Source organism: Neorhizobium populisoli (assembly GCF_019430945.1).
In the GTDB taxonomy this organism is placed as follows: domain Bacteria; phylum Pseudomonadota; class Alphaproteobacteria; order Rhizobiales; family Rhizobiaceae; genus Neorhizobium; species Neorhizobium populisoli.
On record NZ_JAHYCB010000006.1, the window covers coordinates 218079 to 235409 of the forward strand.

At 60.7% G+C, this 17331-nt stretch carries 23 protein-coding genes; 17 read left to right on the forward strand and 6 right to left on the reverse strand.

The features are described from left to right. The first annotated feature begins 1 nt into the window (after position 1). The 8 genes from KX729_RS18440 (at position 2) to KX729_RS18475 (ending at position 5748) form a co-directional block, all read left to right on the forward strand. Positions 2–1084 (forward strand): DUF1513 domain-containing protein, encoded by a 1083-nt coding sequence (locus KX729_RS18440; protein WP_219743946.1) that lies wholly within the window; start codon positions 2–4, stop codon positions 1082–1084. Positions 1085–1121: 37 nt separating this feature from the next. Then, positions 1122–1574, forward strand: coding sequence for a TspO/MBR family protein (locus KX729_RS18445; protein ID WP_219743947.1), 453 nt, complete (start codon positions 1122–1124; stop codon positions 1572–1574). Between the two features lie 85 nt (positions 1575–1659). Beyond that, positions 1660–2109, forward strand: coding sequence for a PaaI family thioesterase (locus tag KX729_RS18450; RefSeq protein ID WP_219743948.1), 450 nt, complete (start codon positions 1660–1662; stop codon positions 2107–2109). A 32-nt stretch (positions 2110–2141) separates the two neighbouring features. Further along, on the forward strand, positions 2142–2777 hold the full coding sequence (locus KX729_RS18455; protein ID WP_219744257.1) for a 5'-methylthioadenosine/S-adenosylhomocysteine nucleosidase: 636 nt from the start codon (positions 2142–2144) through the stop codon (positions 2775–2777). Between the two features lie 61 nt (positions 2778–2838). Continuing rightward, positions 2839–4416 (forward strand): glutamine-hydrolyzing GMP synthase, encoded by a 1578-nt coding sequence (guaA, locus tag KX729_RS18460; protein WP_219743949.1) that lies wholly within the window; start codon positions 2839–2841, stop codon positions 4414–4416. A gap of 66 nt (positions 4417–4482) precedes the next feature. Then, positions 4483–4767 (forward strand): AbrB/MazE/SpoVT family DNA-binding domain-containing protein, encoded by a 285-nt coding sequence (locus KX729_RS18465; RefSeq protein ID WP_219743950.1) that lies wholly within the window; start codon positions 4483–4485, stop codon positions 4765–4767. Continuing rightward, entirely contained in the window at positions 4764–5153 is a 390-nt protein-coding gene (locus tag KX729_RS18470) for a type II toxin-antitoxin system VapC family toxin (protein WP_219743951.1), read from the forward strand. The genes KX729_RS18465 and KX729_RS18470 overlap by 4 nt, the downstream gene beginning before the upstream one ends. A gap of 4 nt (positions 5154–5157) precedes the next feature. Further along, the gene (locus tag KX729_RS18475) at positions 5158–5748 is read left to right on the forward strand and encodes a YqaA family protein (protein ID WP_219743952.1); all 591 of its coding nucleotides are present in this window, start codon (positions 5158–5160) and stop codon (positions 5746–5748) included. A gap of 3 nt (positions 5749–5751) precedes the next feature. Here KX729_RS18475 and KX729_RS18480 read toward each other — a convergent pair whose 3' ends face one another. After that, the gene (locus KX729_RS18480; RefSeq protein WP_219743953.1) at positions 5752–6309 is read right to left on the reverse strand and encodes a methylated-DNA--[protein]-cysteine S-methyltransferase; all 558 of its coding nucleotides are present in this window, start codon (positions 6307–6309) and stop codon (positions 5752–5754) included. Between the two features lie 326 nt (positions 6310–6635). Between KX729_RS18480 and KX729_RS18485 the strand changes: the two genes are divergently transcribed. Further along, positions 6636–7163, forward strand: a complete 528-nt coding sequence (locus KX729_RS18485) for a 2'-5' RNA ligase family protein (protein WP_219743954.1) — start codon at positions 6636–6638, stop codon at positions 7161–7163. Between the two features lie 81 nt (positions 7164–7244). Further along, a complete protein-coding gene (locus KX729_RS18490; RefSeq protein ID WP_029755630.1) occupies positions 7245–7727 on the forward strand; it encodes a VOC family protein in 483 nt (160 codons plus the stop codon). A 9-nt stretch (positions 7728–7736) separates the two neighbouring features. Here KX729_RS18490 and KX729_RS18495 read toward each other — a convergent pair whose 3' ends face one another. Next, complete coding sequence (locus tag KX729_RS18495) at positions 7737–9113, reverse strand: methyl-accepting chemotaxis protein (protein ID WP_246617708.1); 1377 nt, start codon at positions 9111–9113, stop codon at positions 7737–7739. A gap of 177 nt (positions 9114–9290) precedes the next feature. Next, entirely contained in the window at positions 9291–9455 is a 165-nt protein-coding gene (locus KX729_RS18500; protein WP_219743956.1) for a hypothetical protein, read from the reverse strand. A 172-nt stretch (positions 9456–9627) separates the two neighbouring features. Here KX729_RS18500 and KX729_RS18505 point away from each other — a divergent pair, with 172 nt between their 5' ends. From KX729_RS18505 to KX729_RS18530, 6 genes are all read left to right on the forward strand, one after another. Then, positions 9628–9975: an ArsC family reductase gene (locus KX729_RS18505; protein ID WP_219743957.1), complete on the forward strand. Its 348-nt coding sequence runs from the start codon at positions 9628–9630 to the stop codon at positions 9973–9975. Positions 9976–10015: 40 nt separating this feature from the next. Further along, positions 10016–10444, forward strand: a complete 429-nt coding sequence (locus tag KX729_RS18510) for a putative toxin-antitoxin system toxin component, PIN family (protein WP_219743958.1) — start codon at positions 10016–10018, stop codon at positions 10442–10444. Further along, positions 10441–10671, forward strand: a complete 231-nt coding sequence (locus KX729_RS18515) for a ribbon-helix-helix protein, CopG family (protein ID WP_219743959.1) — start codon at positions 10441–10443, stop codon at positions 10669–10671. Before KX729_RS18510 ends, KX729_RS18515 begins: the two co-directional genes overlap by 4 nt. A gap of 6 nt (positions 10672–10677) precedes the next feature. After that, a complete protein-coding gene (gene ybaK, locus KX729_RS18520; protein WP_219743960.1) occupies positions 10678–11151 on the forward strand; it encodes a Cys-tRNA(Pro) deacylase in 474 nt (157 codons plus the stop codon). Between the two features lie 7 nt (positions 11152–11158). Continuing rightward, positions 11159–12046 carry an MBL fold metallo-hydrolase gene (locus KX729_RS18525; protein ID WP_219743961.1) on the forward strand — a complete coding sequence of 296 codons (888 nt, stop codon included), beginning with the start codon at positions 11159–11161 and terminating at the stop codon, positions 12044–12046. Between the two features lie 68 nt (positions 12047–12114). Further along, positions 12115–13368: an aminopeptidase gene (locus KX729_RS18530; protein ID WP_219743962.1), complete on the forward strand. Its 1254-nt coding sequence runs from the start codon at positions 12115–12117 to the stop codon at positions 13366–13368. A 44-nt stretch (positions 13369–13412) separates the two neighbouring features. On the opposite strand, the gene KX729_RS18535 is transcribed toward KX729_RS18530, so the two are convergent. Further along, complete coding sequence (locus KX729_RS18535; protein WP_219743963.1) at positions 13413–13751, reverse strand: hypothetical protein; 339 nt, start codon at positions 13749–13751, stop codon at positions 13413–13415. Between the two features lie 216 nt (positions 13752–13967). Between KX729_RS18535 and KX729_RS18540 the strand changes: the two genes are divergently transcribed. Next, entirely contained in the window at positions 13968–14921 is a 954-nt protein-coding gene (locus KX729_RS18540; protein ID WP_219743964.1) for a cyclase family protein, read from the forward strand. On the opposite strand, the gene KX729_RS18545 is transcribed toward KX729_RS18540, so the two are convergent. Then, complete coding sequence (locus tag KX729_RS18545) at positions 14918–15517, reverse strand: NAD(P)H-dependent oxidoreductase (RefSeq protein ID WP_219743965.1); 600 nt, start codon at positions 15515–15517, stop codon at positions 14918–14920. The genes KX729_RS18540 and KX729_RS18545 overlap by 4 nt on opposite strands. After that, on the reverse strand, positions 15517–17127 hold the full coding sequence (xseA, locus tag KX729_RS18550) for an exodeoxyribonuclease VII large subunit (protein WP_219743966.1): 1611 nt from the start codon (positions 17125–17127) through the stop codon (positions 15517–15519). Before xseA ends, KX729_RS18545 begins: the two co-directional genes overlap by 1 nt. Between the last annotated feature and the right edge of the window lie 204 nt (positions 17128–17331).

Sequence of the window (17331 nt, forward strand, 5' to 3'; positions counted from 1 at the left end):
TATGTGGCGCGGCGAGGTCATCGACCGGCGCGGTTTCCTGAAGGCGGCGGGGATCGGTTTCACCGCCGCCCTTGCCCCGCGCTCGCTGATGGCGCTGGAACGCGCCGATGCGGTCTATGCCTCGGGTTTTCGCGCCCCGGACGGTTCGTTCGGCATCGCTACCGTCTCCGAACGCGGCGAGATCATCGACCGCGTAACCCTACCGGCCCGAGCGCACGGCATGGCCTATAGCGCCGCCACCGGCCGCGCCGTCGCATTCGCCCGCCGGCCGGGCACGTTTGCGATGATCTTCGATCCCTCGCGCAAGGCCGAGCCGATCGTCATCACTTCGCCGGAGGGTCGACATTTCTATGGTCATGGGCATTTTTCGCCGGACGGCAATTTGCTCTATGCCAGCGAGAACGACTTCGACGGCAATCGCGGCATGATCGGCATCTATGATGCCCGCCAGAAATTCCGGCGGATCGGCGAGTTCGATGCGCATGGCATCGGCACCCATGACATGACGGTTTCGGACGACGGCAAGCTGCTGGTGATCGCCAATGGCGGCATCGAAACCCATCCGGATTTCGGCCGCACCAAGCTGAATACCGACCGTATGGAACCGTCATTGGTGCTGCTCGATGCCAGGACCGGGGCGCTGATCCAGCGGCACGGCCTGCCCTCTTCGCTCAGCCAGCTTTCCACCCGGCATCTGGATATCGCCGAGAATGGCCGCATCTGGTTTGCCTGCCAGTGGGAAGGTGCGCGCAATGCGCTGCCGCCGCTCGCCGGATGGTTCGAAAAAGGCGAGGACCTTTCCTTCGTCTCGCTGCCCGACGAAACGACGATCCGGCTCGGCAATTATGTCGGCGCCATCGCCGTCAACCGCCGCGAAGGACTTGTCGGCCTCACCTCGCCTGTCAGTGGAGCTGCGGTAACGCTCGATGCCAGAACCGGTGCGGTCTTGAAGGAAGACACTGTTCGCGAGGCGGCCGGTGTCGCGCCCGCCGCGCATGGTATCGCCGTTTCCTCCTATGACGGACAGTTCAACCATACCCGCAGCAAGGTCGCCTGGGACCAGCATATCGTTCGGCTTGGCTGATCTTTTCGAATAGATCGGTCGCGCTATCTTTGCCGACATGCAGAAATTTCGCGTCCACCAGACCTTCATTGTTGGCGTCGTCATGATCGGCGGGCTCATCGGCATTTTCAACGAGCCTGACGGCTGGTATGCCGCGCTGAACAAGCCATCCTTCAATCCGCCGGGCATCATCTTCGTGCCGGTCTGGATGACGCTCTACTTTTTCATCGCCATCGCCGGCGCCCAGACGCTTATCGCCGACCGCAATTCGCGGCGAATGAAAATCTGGTACGCCCAGATGCTGCTGAATTTCGTCTGGACGCCTGCGTTCTTCGGATTGCACAGCCCGCTTCTCGGCCTCGTCATCATCGCGCTGCTGCTGGTTGCCATCCTTGCCTTCATTCGCGAGAGCTGGCAGCCTGACCGGACATCGGCGATATTTTTCATCGTCTATGCCGCCTGGGTTGCCTTTGCCGCCCTGCTCAATCTCTCCATCGTCCTCCTGAATTAATCACATCCCCAATTAATCACGTCTGTCGGCCGCTTGCGGAACACAATTGCCCGTGCCAATTTCGCACCTGCGAAAGGGACAGGACATGAACGGGAGAGATGTAGGCGATTTCCGCGAGCGCGTACGCCGGAGCTTCGGGCGCCAGGGCGCCATGGGCATGCTCGGCGCGGAACTGACAAGCGTCGAACAGGCGATGGTGGAAATCGAACTGCCCTTCGATCCGAAACTCACCCAACAGCACGGTTTCCTGCATGCCGGCGTGATTTCCGCCGCGCTCGACACAGCCTGTACATATGCCGCCTATACCGTGATCGAGCCGGACGTTTCCATTCTCACCATCGAGTTCAAGGTGAACCTGATGTCGCCGGGCCGCGGAGAACGGTTTCTGTTTCGCGGCGAGATCACCAAGCCGGGCTCCACCATCATCGTCGCCGACGGACGCGGCTACGCGATCGGTGATGGTCCCGCCAAGCTTATCGCTTCCATGACCGGCACCATAATGGTGATCCGCGGACGAGAGGACGTGACCGGATGACTATCAATGCGCTGCCGCATCAGGCGCTTCTCATGGGCGAACCGGCGCTTGTCGGCAGCAAGTCGATTCTGTTCGTCATGGCCGTCGATGCGGAATATGGACCGGCGCTGAAATCCCGCATCAAGCCACTGATGACCGGCGTCGGCCCGGTCGAAGCCGCCGTCGTGCTGTCTCATGCGCTGAGCCGCCTGGAAGCCACCGGCGAACTGCCGCATCTCGTCGTCTCGCTCGGCTCGGCCGGCTCGCGAAATCTCGAACAGGCTGAAATCTATCAGGCAACTTCCGTTGCCTATCGCGACATGGATGCCTCGCCGCTCGGTTTCGAAAAAGGCCGTACGCCCTTCCTCGACCATCCGGCCATCATGCCGCTGCCGATCCGCATTCCCGGCATTCGCGAAGCCTCGCTTTCCACCGGCGGCAATATCGTCTCCGGCGCCGCCTACGATCTGATCGCCGCCGACATGGTGGATATGGAGACCTTTGCGGTGCTGCGTTGCTGCCAGTTCTTCGGCTTGTCCCTGGTCGGCCTGCGCGGCATTTCCGACGGCAAGGAAGAGCTGAAACATGTCGGCGACTGGACCGAATACCTGCACGTGATCGACAAGAAGCTGGCAGATGCCGTCGACGGGCTTTTCGAGGGCCTTGAGGATGGTGCAATCCAGCTATGACAGACTGATTTCCGGCGGAATCCCGGTTGCCAGAATGGGGAGATTTCTTTAAAGGCTCGCCATGACCCAGACAGCTCATCCCGACAGCATTCTCATCATCGATTTCGGCAGCCAGGTGACGCAGCTGATCGCGCGTCGCATTCGCGAATCCGGCGTCTACTGCGAAATCCACCCCTTCCAGAACGCGGAAGCCGCGTTCGAGAAACTCCAGCCCAAGGGCGTCATCTTCTCCGGCGGACCGGCTTCGGTGACCACGGAAGGCAGCCCGCGCGCGCCGCAGGTCGTGTTCGAGCACAATGTGCCGATCCTCGGCATCTGCTACGGCCAGCAGACGCTGGCGACCCAGCTCGGCGGTGTCGTCGAGGGTGGTCACGCCGCGGAATTCGGCCGCGCCGATGTCGAGATCAAAAAGGCCAGCCCGCTGTTCGACGGTTTCTGGGAAGTCGGCGGCCGTTATCCGGTCTGGATGAGCCATGGCGACCGCGTCACGCAGCTGCCGGACGGTTTCGAAGTCATCGCGACCTCCGAGAACGCGCCGTTTGCGATCGCCGCCGACGAGAGCCGCCACTATTATTCGACCATGTTCCACCCGGAAGTGGTTCATACACCGGATGGCGCCAAGCTGCTCTCCAACTTCGTCCACAAGATCGTCGGGCTGAAGTCGGACTGGACAATGTCCGCCTACCGCGCCGAAATGATCCGCAAGATCAAGGAACAGGTGGGCTCCGAGCGCGTCATCTGCGGCCTTTCCGGCGGCGTCGATAGCTCCGTTGCGGCCGTGCTGATCCATGAGGCGATCGGCGATCAGCTGACTTGCATCTATGTCGATCACGGCCTGATGCGGATGGGCGAGACCGAGCAGGTCGTCAGCATGTTCCGTGACCATTACAATATCCCGCTCGTGGCCGTCGATGCCTCCGACCTCTTCCTCGGCCAGCTCGAGGGCGTCACGGATCCGGAAGTGAAGCGCAAGAAGATCGGCCGGCTGTTCATCGAGGTGTTCGAGGCGGAAGCCGCCAAGATCGCTGCCGATGGCAAGGGCGCCCCGAAATTCCTGGCGCAGGGCACGCTTTATCCGGACGTGATCGAAAGCGTCTCCTTCTCCGGCGGTCCTTCGGTCACCATCAAGAGCCACCACAATGTCGGCGGCCTGCCCGAGCGGATGAACATGCAGCTGGTCGAGCCGCTGCGCGAACTCTTCAAGGACGAAGTCCGCGCGCTCGGCCGCGAACTCGGCCTGCCGGAAAGCTTCATCGGCCGTCACCCCTTCCCGGGTCCGGGCCTCGCCATCCGCTGCCCTGGCGGCGTGACGCGCGAAAAGCTCGATATCCTGCGCAAGGCGGATGCGATCTACCTCGACGAAATTCGCAAGGCCGGCCTCTACGACACAATCTGGCAGGCTTTCGCCGTGCTCCTGCCGGTGCAGACCGTCGGTGTCATGGGCGATTACCGCACATACGACTTCGTCTGCGCCCTGCGCGCCGTCACCTCGGTCGACGGCATGACGGCGGATTTCTATCCCTACGACATGAACTTCCTCGGCCGCGCCGCCACCCGCATCATCAACGAAGTCCGCGGCATCAACCGCGTCGTGTATGACGTGACCAGCAAGCCGCCGGGCACGATCGAGTGGGAATGAGCCATTTGTCTTGAAGACAGGAGGAGAGAGCGTTATCTTACCTCCGTCTTACTTCGAGGCTCTAAAATGGCTGACACGATCACAACGACAATTTCCACCAAGGGGCAAGTCATCCTGCCCAAAGCGATTCGTGATCGTCGCGAGTGGAATGCCGGTATGAAGCTGACCGTTGAAGAGACGCCGGAAGGGGTTCTGCTGAAGCGGGCGCCCGCCTTCCCGCCCACGGCGCAGGGATCGGCTTTCGGCATGCTGAAATACACCGGCGAGCCCAAGACCATCGAAGAGATGGATGCAGCGGCGCTGGAATCTGTTGGTCGCGAATTTCTGCGCGGTATCGCGCGTGACGAATGATTGCGATCGATACCAACATCGTCATCCGTTACGTAGTCGATGACAATCCGGCACAAACGTCTCGATATCGCCAGATCATCAATGAGCAGAACGTGTTTGTTTCGATCACGGTCGCTCTCGAAGCGGAATGGGTCCTGCGCAGTATCTATCGCTTCAATCGCGAAGAGATCATGAAGACATTTCTGACCTTTGCCGGCATGCCGACCGTTACGATCGAAGACGAAGATATCGTTGCCGAAGCGCTTGACCTTTTCGCCCAAGGCATGGATTTTGCCGACGCGCTGCATCTCCTCAAGGCGCGGCATTGCGAGACGTTCGTCACTTTTGATCGCAAACTCATAAAGGCAGCCCACGCTGCCGGTCACCATTCCGTACAGGACGCCTGAACTCATGCTCCGCAGACTTTATGACTGGACGATGGCGCTCAGCGCCCGCAAGTCCGCGGCCGTCTGGCTGGCGGTTATCGCCTTTGTCGAAAGCTCCGTGTTTCTCGTGCCGGCCGATGTGCTGTTTCTGCCGATGGCCTTGGCCAAGCCGGAACGGGCGTTTCGGTATGCGCTGATCGCCACGATATTTTCCGTGCTCGGCGGCATTGCCGGCTGGGGGATCGGTTATTTCGCCTTTGACGCCATTGCCGAACCGATCCTGCAGTTCTGGGGCAAGCTCGATACGTTCAACGAGCTGAAGGCCGGGATTACCGATGAGACCGTGGCGCTGCTGCTGGTGACGTCCGGCTTTGCGCATCTGCCGCCGATCAAGGTGGTGACCATCCTGTCCGGCGTTGCCAAGATCAATCTCGGCTTCTTCGTCGTGTCAGCGATCATCACCCGCGGCGCGCGCTTCTTCCTGCTCGCGTGGCTGCTGCGCCGTTATGGCGAGGACATCCGCCATTTCATCGAAAAGCGGCTCGGCCAGATCGCCATGATCGGTGCAGCCGTGCTGATCGTCGCTTATATCGCCTACAAGCTTCTGACGCACTGAGCGTCAGAAACCCAGCGATTGCTGCACCGGCTCCGGCGGAGCGAGATTGACGCCCTCAAGCTCCAGCATACGCGCCTTGGAATTGGAGCCGCCCGGAGCTGAAAAACCGCCAAGCTTTCCCCCGGCGGCAAGGACGCGGTGACAGGGGATGATCAGGGCCACCGGGTTCTTCGCCATAGCCTGGCCAACATCGCGGGCGGCTTCCGGGCCTTTGCCGAGTTCCTTGGCGAGCGTGCCATAGGTCGTGGTGCGCCCCCAGCCTACCCTACGGGCGGCGACATAGATATCCCGGAAGAATTCGTCCTGGCCTTCCAGATCGAGCTTTACGCTGGAAAAATCGATCGTCTCGCCAGCGAAATAGCGCTTTACCTCGGCAATCGTGTCCTGCACGTGCGCCGGCGGGGTACCGCGCTTGGCCTCCGGCACGCGGCGCAGCATCAGCTTTTCGGTCGAGGCTTCGCCGCTCGTTGGCAGCTGAAAACGGGTGATGCCCACCTCGTTCCAGGCGATGGCGCAGAAGCCGCCATTGGTTTCGAAGACGGTGTATCGATGCGTCGTCATGATCTTACCTCCGCATTTCACTTGAGCTTCAAGATCGTGCTTTGCACGCATGCCTTCAACCCGATTCTTGCCTGAACTTTCAATTAACCACAATCCCATACGTTCTCTTTTCGTTCTTTACAGATGCGGCCGATCCCGCTAGATTTCAACCAACGGCATGAAGGCCGAATTACTATGACGGTAGCAGGATGAGCTTGCGAAAGAATACAGGCCAGCCTTCGCTACCCTTTGACGAAGGCTGGCCTCCGCCCCTGCCTGGTCGGCTTCGATCTCCCACCAGCAAGCTGATGATCGTACTGAAGCCGTCCGCACCGGTAAGTCTTGCCATGCACAGCGATGCGGTGCTGCACGCGGCCAACCAGAACAGCCGGAAGGACGCCTACCCCGCCCATCTCCTGCATATGACTTTGCTGTGCATGGAAGGATTCGACGAGCCGCCGCGAAAGCTGATCGAAAAGACGTGCATGGTTGCTGCCAGCATTCACGCAAGGCCTTTGCCCATCACGCTCGACAGCAGCGGTCTGTTCGGCGGAAAGAAGCATCTTGCGCTGTATCCCGCCCAGGGAAACCTTCCTGTGACGCAGTTCTCAAAGGTTCTGCGCCGAGCCCTGAACCGTCACAATCTGCCGAATTTCCAGGTGGCGGATGCGACGCCGCACGTCACCCTGATCTATGGCTGCGGGCGGATAGAAACCCTGCCAATCACGCGCAATTACGCGTGGATCGCCGGCGAATTCATGCTGGTCTACAGCCATTACGGTGAAACGCGCCACGAGGAATTCGGGCGGTGGAGCTTCGATCCGGATGCCCCACCCTTTCCATCGCCGCCCGAACAGCTTCGGCTAAAGGTCTGATTTCAGAAATTTTGTCCGCACCTGTCGGATCCGCTGTTTTTGCAGCGTCCTCGGTGCGGTCGCCATCCAGAGGAGAGAGAAATGGCCATCCAGCAGCACAAGATCGTCCCGCATCTCTGGTTTGACAACAATGCGGAGGAAGCCGTCAACTTCTACGTCTCGGTATTCGAGGATTCGAAGATCACCGATGTTGCCCGTTATGGCGACGCCGGTCCGGGGCCGAAGGGGCAGGTCATGGCGATGGGTTTCGAACTGGAAGGCCAGCGTTTTGCGGCGATCAACGGCGGACCTTGGGCGACGTTCAACGGCGCGGTTTCCTTCCTTATCCACTGCGAAACGCAGGATGAGATCGACCGCTATTATGACAAGCTGGTCGAAGGCGGACAGCCGCAGCCCTGCGGCTGGCTGACGGACCGGTTCGGTCTCGTTTGGCAGGTAAACTATGCCAGGCTGTCCGGAATGCTGATGTGCGGCGATATCGCACGTGCCGGCCGGGTCATGGAGGCGATGATGCGGATGAAGAAGATCGATATCGCCGAGCTGGACGCCGCCTACGCGGCGTGAAGCTTCAGCTCACACCTTGATCGCAAGCCGCAGGCCGCCCCAATGGCGGCCGTCGACCGTGATCGGCGCGGAAATGTCCTTCATCAGCACAAACTGGCCGCCGCCCATGTCGCGTCGATAGGTCTGCAACAGGAACGGTTCCTTGCTGCGGCCAGCGGCCAAGCCGACTCGGTCGTTGAAGATGCGCCGGTTGCGGCAGTTTGCGGTGTTCCAGACGCTGTCGCCCGGACGCTGCGGCTGCGAGAATTTGCGATTGTGCGTGGGCAGGTAACCGTTCTCGTCCACTGCGGCGCAGAAGGTGATGCGCTCGTCGCTCCCGGCCGCCCGCTCCTGGATCGACGGCAGCACCGCATCGGTAAATTCGGTGAAGCGGGTCATGTATTGAACCGGATCGGAGCCGGAAACGGCCGCATAATTCCGGTCGAACAAGGAGCCAATGTCGATACGGCCGGACTTTACTCCCGCTTCGAAGGCGGCGGAAACATCGGCCGCAAGCGCCATCACCTGACGAATGAACGGGCTGTCCGGCGTTTCGATGCCAGCGCTGGCGGTCGCCTGGACCATCCGTTCGGAGATCGTCACGACCTCGCCGACGCGCGATGACGTCTGCTGCAATTGTTCGTTGGATTTGAGGATCGCACCGGCGGCAGTGGCAATCGAAGAGGCAAATTCGCCGCATTGGCGATCGACGGCTTCCGTTGTGCCGACCAGCGAAGAAGCGTTGTCGAGGATTTGCGTCATGACGCCCTCAACGCTCTTGAACGAGCCCTGCACCTTGAGCGCGGTCGTCTTGACGTCCTCGGCAGACTGCGTTGCCCCCTCACCGGCCGTAACGAGCCGGTCGATGCGGCCGTTCAACTGGTCGAGCGTCGCCTGGATGGAGCTTGTGGTCTGGGAGGTCTGGAGCGACAGGGCCCGCACCTCGGCCGCGACGACGGCAAAACCCTTGCCGGCATCACCGGCACGGGCAGCCTCGATCGCAGCGTTGAGCGCCAGGAGATTGGTCTGGCGGGCGATATTGCCGATCGCATCGGCCAGCCGCGCCACGTCGCCGAGTGCGGTGGAAAACTGGCGGATTTCGGTGCCGATCTCGCGTGAGGCATCGACCATGTTATCGATCGCAACGACGGAGCCCGACAGTGTTTCAGCCTGTTCGCCAAGCACCTTGCGGGCGCTTGCCGTCAACTTGTCGGTTTCGTGCAGGGAATGCGCCACGGCGCCATTGGCATCGGCGATCGATTGGGCGGATTGGGTCAGACGACCCAGAAGTGCTGCATGGGCAGATGACTGGCCAGCGGTTTCCTGGATGGCGCCAGCGATATCGACAAGGTGCAAACCGAGCGCAGATGCCTCATGCGCCAACCGCTCGACCGAGCGCTTCAACATTTCGCCGTCGATGGTTTCAGGCCCCGACAGTTCATTTTGCAAAACAACCTGCCCGACCGTTCCCACCATTCACCTCCTCAGGAATATTAGAGGATGATATGGTAATCATGGTTAACAGACAGTTGCCGCGCGCAATTCGCACGGCACTATACTTTAGGCTGAGACCAGCCTTTTAGATTAGCCGAGACGGTCGAATGCCTGCGGGTCGATGCCGAGCGTGGTAAGGTCGCGGCTCGACGGGCGACGGCGGTTTTCAACGGCTGCGGAAACGGCGATGGCGGCGCTGACGACTGCGAAGGCGCGGCCAAAGGCGCTGCCACGGGTCTTGCTCTTTACGGACATGAGAAACTCTCCTTCTTTGTTCTGCTAAAATATGGGGGCTGACCCATTTTTGTGCAATGCACAACGCAGCAGGGGAGCCATGCAACTGTCACATATCGCTCATTAACCATCGCCACCGCTTGCATGGATGACGGGCGACTTGGTAACGGTCTTGGTAACCAAGGGGTATCCGATGACGATCACGATCTACGGCATCAAGAACTGCGACACGATGAAGAAGGCGCGCGACTGGCTGGACCGGAAAGGCATCGCCTACGCCTTCCACGACTATAAGGCCCAGGGCATCGACCGGGGGCATCTCGACACCTGGGCCGACCGCGCCGGCTGGGAAATCGTGCTGAACCGTGCCGGCACCACCTTCAAGAAGCTCGACGAGGCCGACAAGGCCGGTCTGACGCGCGACAAGGCGATCGACCTGATGCTCGCCCAGCCTTCGATGATCAAACGGCCGGTGCTGGAAGCCGACGGCAAACTGATTGTCGGCTTCAAGCCGGAGATTTATGACGCGGAACTGGGCTGATACATTGACGTCCATGCGACAGCATATATGCTATCACTTCATGAAGGTTGTCATTGATACGAACATCTTTGTTTCCGCCATCTTGAACACCGAGGGCGCTCCAAGACAGGTGATCCGCCTTTGCCTGCACGACGAGATCACGGCGTTGATGGGGAATGCACTTTTCTCGGAATATGAGGATGTCTGCGGTCGAGAAAACCTTTTTGCAAGAGCGCCGATCTCTCCAGACGATCGCCTCGAGCTGCTTCAGGCTTTTTTCGCATGCTGTCGGTGGGTGCCTATCTATTTTCTCTGGCGACCCAATCTCCGCGACGAAGCCGACAATCACATCGTGGAACTGGCAATCGGCGGCGGCGCAGAAACGATAATTACGGCCAACAAACGTGACTTCAACCAGGCCGAGCTTGCGTTTCCGAAACTCAAGATCTTCACCGCCGGTGAATTTCTGAACTGGAGAACTGGAAGATGAGTACATTGACGATCAGGCTCCCCTCCGATCAGCACGAACGCCTCAAGGCGCTTGCCGCTGCGCGCGGTACCAGCATCAACAAGCTTTTCGAAGAATTCTCTGCGAGAGCACTCGCCGAGTTTGATCTTGAAACCCGTTTTCGCATGCGTGCCGCCAAGGGGGACAGGCAAAAGGGCCTCGACATCCTCGACAAGCTGGATCGCGCCCACTCACAATCCAACCAGTGATTTCCCATGTCCAAAACCACCCGTGCCACCCAGACGCTTGAAAAGGCGGGCGTCGCCTTTGTCACCGTTGCCTATGACTACGACCCGAATGCCGACCGGATCGGCATGGCGGCGGCGGAGGCGATCGGCGAGGAGCCGCGGCGGGTGCTGAAGACGTTGATGGCGGAAGTGGACGGCAAGGCGGTCTGTGTCGTCGTGCCATCGGATCGCGAGGTTTCGATGAAGAAGCTCGCATCTGCCTTCGGCGGCAAGTCGGCGAACATGATGAAGCCTGCCGATGCGGAGCGGGCGACGGGGTATCATGTTGGCGGCATCAGCCCGTTCGGGCAGAAGAAGCTGGTGCCTACAGCAATCGAGATCACCGCGCTCGACGAGCAGCATGTGTTCATCAATGGCGGCCAGCGCGGGCTGCAGATCCGGCTTGATCCGAAGGCGGCGCGCGATGCCTTGAAGGCCGTCGCCGCTCCACTCATTGCTTGAGGCCAACATGACCGAAATCACCGCGACATTGCGCATCCTGCAGCCCTATCCCGGCATCTTCGCCTATTACGACGGCCGGATCTCCGGCAAACGGCTGCATTCCGAAAGCGCCAACTGGCTGGATGATGGCGCATATTCGCTGGGTGTCGCTTCCTACGCGATAGTCGACGGCCATGAAGCATTGATCTACGACACGCATATCTCGCTGGAGCATGCGCGTGCCATCCGCGCCCATCTGGATAGCCTCGGCGTCACGCATATCCTCGTCGTGCTCAGCCACTGGCACAAGGACCATATCGCCGGCAACGCGGTGTTTGCCGATTGCGAGATCATCGCGTTGAAGCTGACGGCAGACAAGATGGCGCTGAACCGCGAAAAGATCGAAGCGGCCAATCCGCCGATCAAGCCGGTGGTGATGCCGACCACGGTGTTCGAAGAGAAGTTTGTGCTGACAGTCGGTAACCGCCACGTCGAGCTGCATCATTTCGCCATCCACAGCGCCGATGGCAATGTGATCTGGCTGCCGGACGAAAAGCTGCTGCTGGCCGGCGATACGCTGGAAGACACCGTCACCTATGTGTCCGAAGCAGCCGAGATCGGCACACATATTTCCGAACTTGCCCGCATGCGCACCTGGCCGATTTCGAAAATCCTGCCGGCACATGGGGATGCGAAGCGGATCGAGGCCGGCGGTTACGGGCCGGAACTGATCGACGCCAACCGGGCTTATCTGCGGCGCCTGGCGGGTGCGATTGCGGCGGGCGAGGAGATCGATCCGTCGCTGAAAACCTTTGCCGCGGAAGAGATCGCCTCGGGCGCGATCATCTACTTCCCGCCTTACGAGGAAGTCCATGCGAGCAATATCGCGGCAGCCAAGGCGGCACTTGGCCGCTGAGCGGCCTTCAATTTCGCCGCAAACCTCTCTAAGTCTCTTGGATCGAATTACAGAACAGAGGGCCATCCATGACTATCGTGCCGAATTTCCAAACCGTCGTCGATCCTCAAAAGCTCGAGAAACTGGCGGAAGTGGCCGTCAAGGTCGGCCTCAGGCTGCAGCCAGGTCAGGATCTCGTCATCACCGCGCCGATCGCCGCCCTGTCGCTGGTGCGGCTGATTACCAAACATGCCTATATGGCCGGCGCCGGCATCGTCTCGACCTTCTATTCGGACGAGGAAACCACGCTGGCGCGTTACGAATACGCACCGGATGCGAGCTTCGACAAGGCGTCGGACTGGCTCTATGAAGGCATGGCCAAGGCCTATGCCAATGGTGCCGCGCGGCTGGCGATCTCCGGCGACAATCCGATGATGCTTTCCGGGCAGGACCCGTCCAAGGTGGCCCGCGCCAACAAGGCCAATTCGATGGCCTACAAGCCGGCGCTCGAAAAGATCGCCAATTTCGACATCAACTGGAACATCGTCTCCTACCCGAATGCCGCCTGGGCAAAGCAGGTCTTTCCGGACGTGCCGGAAGAGGTGGCGGTCGGAAAGCTGGCGGATGCGATCTTTGCCGCCTCGCGCGTCGATCTCGCCGATCCGGTCGCGGCCTGGGCGGAGCACAATGGCAATCTCAGGAAACGTTCGACCTGGCTGAACGGCGAGCGTTTTTCGGCGCTGCATTTCACCGGTCCCGGCACCGACCTGACGGTCGGCCTGGCAGACGGCCATGAATGGCATGGCGGCGCTTCGACGGCCAAGAACGGCATTACCTGCAACCCGAACGTCCCGACCGAAGAGGTCTTCACCACCCCGCATGCGCTGCGCGTCGAAGGCCATGTGTCGAGCACCAAGCCGCTGTCGCATCAGGGCACGCTGATCGACAATATCCAGGTGAAGTTCGAGGGCGGCCGCATCGTCGAAGCCAAGGCCACCAAGGGCGAGGAAGTGCTGAACAAGGTGCTGGATACGGATGAGGGCGCCCGCCGGCTGGGCGAAGTGGCGCTGGTGCCGCATTCCTCGCCGATCTCCAAGAGCGGCATCCTGTTCTACAACACGCTGTTCGACGAAAACGCCTCGTGCCACATCGCGCTCGGCCAATGCTATTCGAAATGCTTCCTGGACGGCGCCTCGCTCAGCCAGGACCAGATTAAGGCGCAGGGCGGCAATTCCAGCCTGATCCATATCGACTGGATGATCGGTTCCGACAAGGTGGATATCGACGGCATCCGCGCCGACGGCGCCAGGGTGCCGGTCATGCGCAAGGGCGAGTGGGCCTGATCAGCCGAAATATCGCGCGGGCCGACCACCCGCGCGACACTTTATCAGCGATAATAGACAGTCTTGTTGCCGATAAAATCGGTGCTGACGTCGATGACGTTGTGCAGGGCGATCTTGCGCACGGCGAGCGCCCTCAACAATTCCGGATCATGCTGTGCCCTGGCCTGCGCCTCACGCATGCTGGACCGCGTCGCGGCAATTACCCGCAACGGCAATCCGTCGTGATGGGCGGTAAAAGCCTGGACCTGGATGGCATCGACATTGTCGTTGTAGGCAGTGCCGAACAGGAATTTCGAGCCTTCAGACTGTTCAGCCAAGGCGGGTCCGGCAGCGAGCGATGAAAGCGCGGACAGGGCAAGCGCAAAAGCGATGAATTTTTTCATGACGATATCCTTTGAAGCGGCGTGACGGCTGGTGAAACCTTCGGCCGCGAACCTATCCATACTGAGATAGGAATTCTTGTGGCAGCTTAAATAGGCCGCGCCACGTCAACGCGCGCGGATTGACTCTTTTGCCATCAGCGCGCGAGATTGAAGAGCTCAGCAGCAACCTTTCCAGAGCATATCCACGATCCGATTTCATCGATGAAGGAATGCAGCATGACGTTTTTCACCCGCACTCTTGTTTTTCCGGCAGCCGCCGCCCTTTTGTCGCTGGCCTTGATTTCGGCCGCATCCGCCCAGCAATCCGGCAATCAGCCCGGGCTCTGGAAGGTCTATAACGAGACCTTGAAGGGCGCCAAATATGTCGATCTCACCCATACGATCACGCCGAACATTCCCGTCTGGGCCGGTTTCGGCAAATCCAGCTTCGGCCAGGCGGCGGCCGGGGTAGATCTCGAAGGTTATGCCAAGAAGGGCGAGACCTTCACCTTCGAAAAGCACGGCTTTGCCGCCTCGACCTATAATCTCGCCACCGACCAGCTCGGCACCCAGCTCGACCCGCCGGCCCATTGGGCGCCGGAATATGCGGCGATCGACGAACTGCCGGCCACCTATACGGTGCGCCCGCTGGTGGTGATCAATATCGAGCCCAAAGTGGCGACCGATCCGGGTTATCACCTGCAGGTCGCCGACATTACCGATTTCGAAGCCAAGAACGGCAGGATACCGGAAGGATCGGTCGTTTTCGTGCGCTCCGGCTGGTACAAGAAATGGCCCGACCCTTCGCTTTCCACCATAAAGCCTTTCCCGGGCGTCGGCCTGGACGCGCTGAAATTCTTGCATCTGGAACGCAAGATCCTGTTCCACGGGCATGAACCGCTCGACACCGATACGACCCCCAATCTCGAAGGCGAATACTGGCTGATGCATAACGGTTTCGCCCAGGCGGAAGGCGTGGCGAACCTCGACAAGGTGCCGGAAACGGGCGCGCTGGTGGCGATCGGTTATCCGAAATTCGGCGGCGGTGTGGGCGGCTATGCCCGCTATATCGCGATATGCCCGCCGGACTGGCAATATGGCGTGACGATCGGCTCGATCCCGGAGGCGCCGCTGCAGAAGTTCGACAAGGTGCTGAAATTCGACGAAAAGGCCGGAATGCGAATTCGCTAGGCTTTGCCCAGACGCTGGAGCGCGGCTTTGACGCGCTCCAGATGCGCCTTGCGCTTCTCGTCCGTCGCACGGTCCATGTCGTGCAGGGCGAGCAAGCGAAAATCGACACGCTTGTTGCAGAAGATCGCGATGCCCCGCTTCAGCTGCCGGCGCACCGGATCGCCCATGTAGAACTTCACCACCCACCAAGGCGAACCTGTGGTGGTGAAGGCCCAGAAATGGCGGATATTGGTGAGCAGTGGAATGATGCGGCCACCAGCCTTGTCGTGACGAAAGGCGACGCCCGGTGCGAAGGCACGGTCGAAAAAGCCTTTCAGCACCGCCGGCAGATTGAACCACCATTGCGGAAAAACGAGGATCAGCGCCTCGGCGGCCTGAAGCCGTGCGACGATGCCGGCAACATCGGACGTATCGTAAGGCTCGTCGAAATAACCGCGCCGTTCCTTTTCCGTCAGCCGCGGATCGAAATTCTCGGCATAAAGATCGAGCAGATCGACGGAATGGCCGCCTGCCTCCAGCGTCTCGCGCACTGTTTTTGCCACCGAGGCGGCATAACTTTCCGGCAGTGGATGCGCGAGGACCAAAAGCACCCGCATCAGAAAAGGTTGCCCTGTTTGGGCGGATCAGCCGAAACCTCGGGTTTGGCAGGTTTCTTCTTCGGAGGTGGCGGCGGGGCGGCAACGCGTTCAATCGGCTCGCCTCTCTCACCCGTCACGGCGGCGATGCGGCCATCGGCGAACTGGATGGATATGGCCTGACCGATATCCACCTCACCGGCGCGCGTCAGCGGCCGGTCATGTTCGTCGCGGATCACGGCATAACCACGCTTCAGGACATTGGTATAGGCGAGCGACTGCAGCACGCGATCCTGCGCCGCGACGGCCGTGCGGCTGCGGGCCAGCATATGCGAGACAGCCGTATCCGACTGGCGGGAAAGTGCGGCCAGATGCTGCTTTTCCTTCTGCAGCTGGCCGATCAGGCGGGCCGGCAGCGAGGAGAGCGAGGCGCCGGCGCGGGCAACGCGATTGTGTTCCTTCAGCAACTGGCGCTCAAGCTGCCGTTCGGCGCGCACCATACGTTCGGCGAGAAGCTGCTTCTGCTGCTGCAGGCGATTGGTCAAAAGCTCCAGCCGCAGGCCGGACGAGGCCCGCTCGAAGGCGCGGCGCTTGACGACAGTGGTGCGCTCCAGTCCGCGCCCGAGCCCAGTGGCAGCCTCATCGAAACGCCGGCGCGGCAGGGCAAGGATCTGGTCCAACGACGGCAATGCGCGAACCAGCGCCCGAACCGACTGGCGGCGATGATCCATCTGACGGCTGGCGGCACCGCGCAGGCGGGCTGCAAGGTTGGCAAGCTGCGCTTCGAGATCGGCCTTGACCGGCACAGCCATTTCGGCGGCACCCGTCGGGGTCGGGGCGCGCACGTCCGCCGCATGGTCGATCAGCGTCCAGTCGGTCTCGTGGCCGACGGCGGAGATCAGCGGGATGCGGCTGTCTGCGGCGGCGCGCACCACGGCCTCGTCGTTGAAGCTCCAGAGATCTTCCAGACTACCACCGCCGCGCGCGACGATCAGCACGTCCGGCAGCCGGATCGATCCGCGAGGCTCGAAGGAATTGAAGCCGCGGATCGCTGCAGCTACCTCGTCGCCCGAGCCTTCGCCCTGCACCTTGACCGGCCAGACGATGACATGCACCGGGAAGCGGTCCGAAATGCGGTGCAGGATATCGCGGATGACGGCGCCGGTCGGCGAGGTCACGACGCCGATGACCTGCGGCAGATAGGGCAGCGGGCGCTTGCGGTTCTGGTCGAACAGGCCTTCGGCGCCAAGCTTGCGGCGGCGCTCTTCCAGGAGCGCCATCAGCGCGCCGGCACCGGCAGGCTCCATGTTCTCGATGACGATCTGGTATTTCGACGAACCGGGGAAGGTGGTGATCTTGCCGGTGGCGATCACTTCCATGCCCTCTTCCGGCCGGAACCTGATCTTCGAAAAGGACCCCTTCCAGATTACCGCATCGATGCGGGCGCGATCATCCTTCAGCGAGAAATAGGCATGTCCCGATGAATGCTGGCCGCGATAACCGGAAATCTCGCCGCGTACCCGCACATGGTCGAAAGCGTTCTCGACCGTGCGCTTGATCGAGCCGGACAGTTCCGACACCGAAAACTCGGTCAGGTTCGAAGGCGAATCGCTGGCGGTGAAGCTGTTCATGGGCTCTATTTAAAGCAGGAGCGGCGCCAATTCACCACCGGCAAGCGGCATCGAAACGTGGATAATCGAAGCGCGAAAAAACCTTTCCGGCTTCGTTGGAAGATAGGCCGTCTTGTGGCCATGGAAACGGCATGTTCGGCAAACACCTGAAATTTCGCCTTTCCTTTTCCTCCGCAGGCCACATTTCCCTCTTATGAGCGAGGA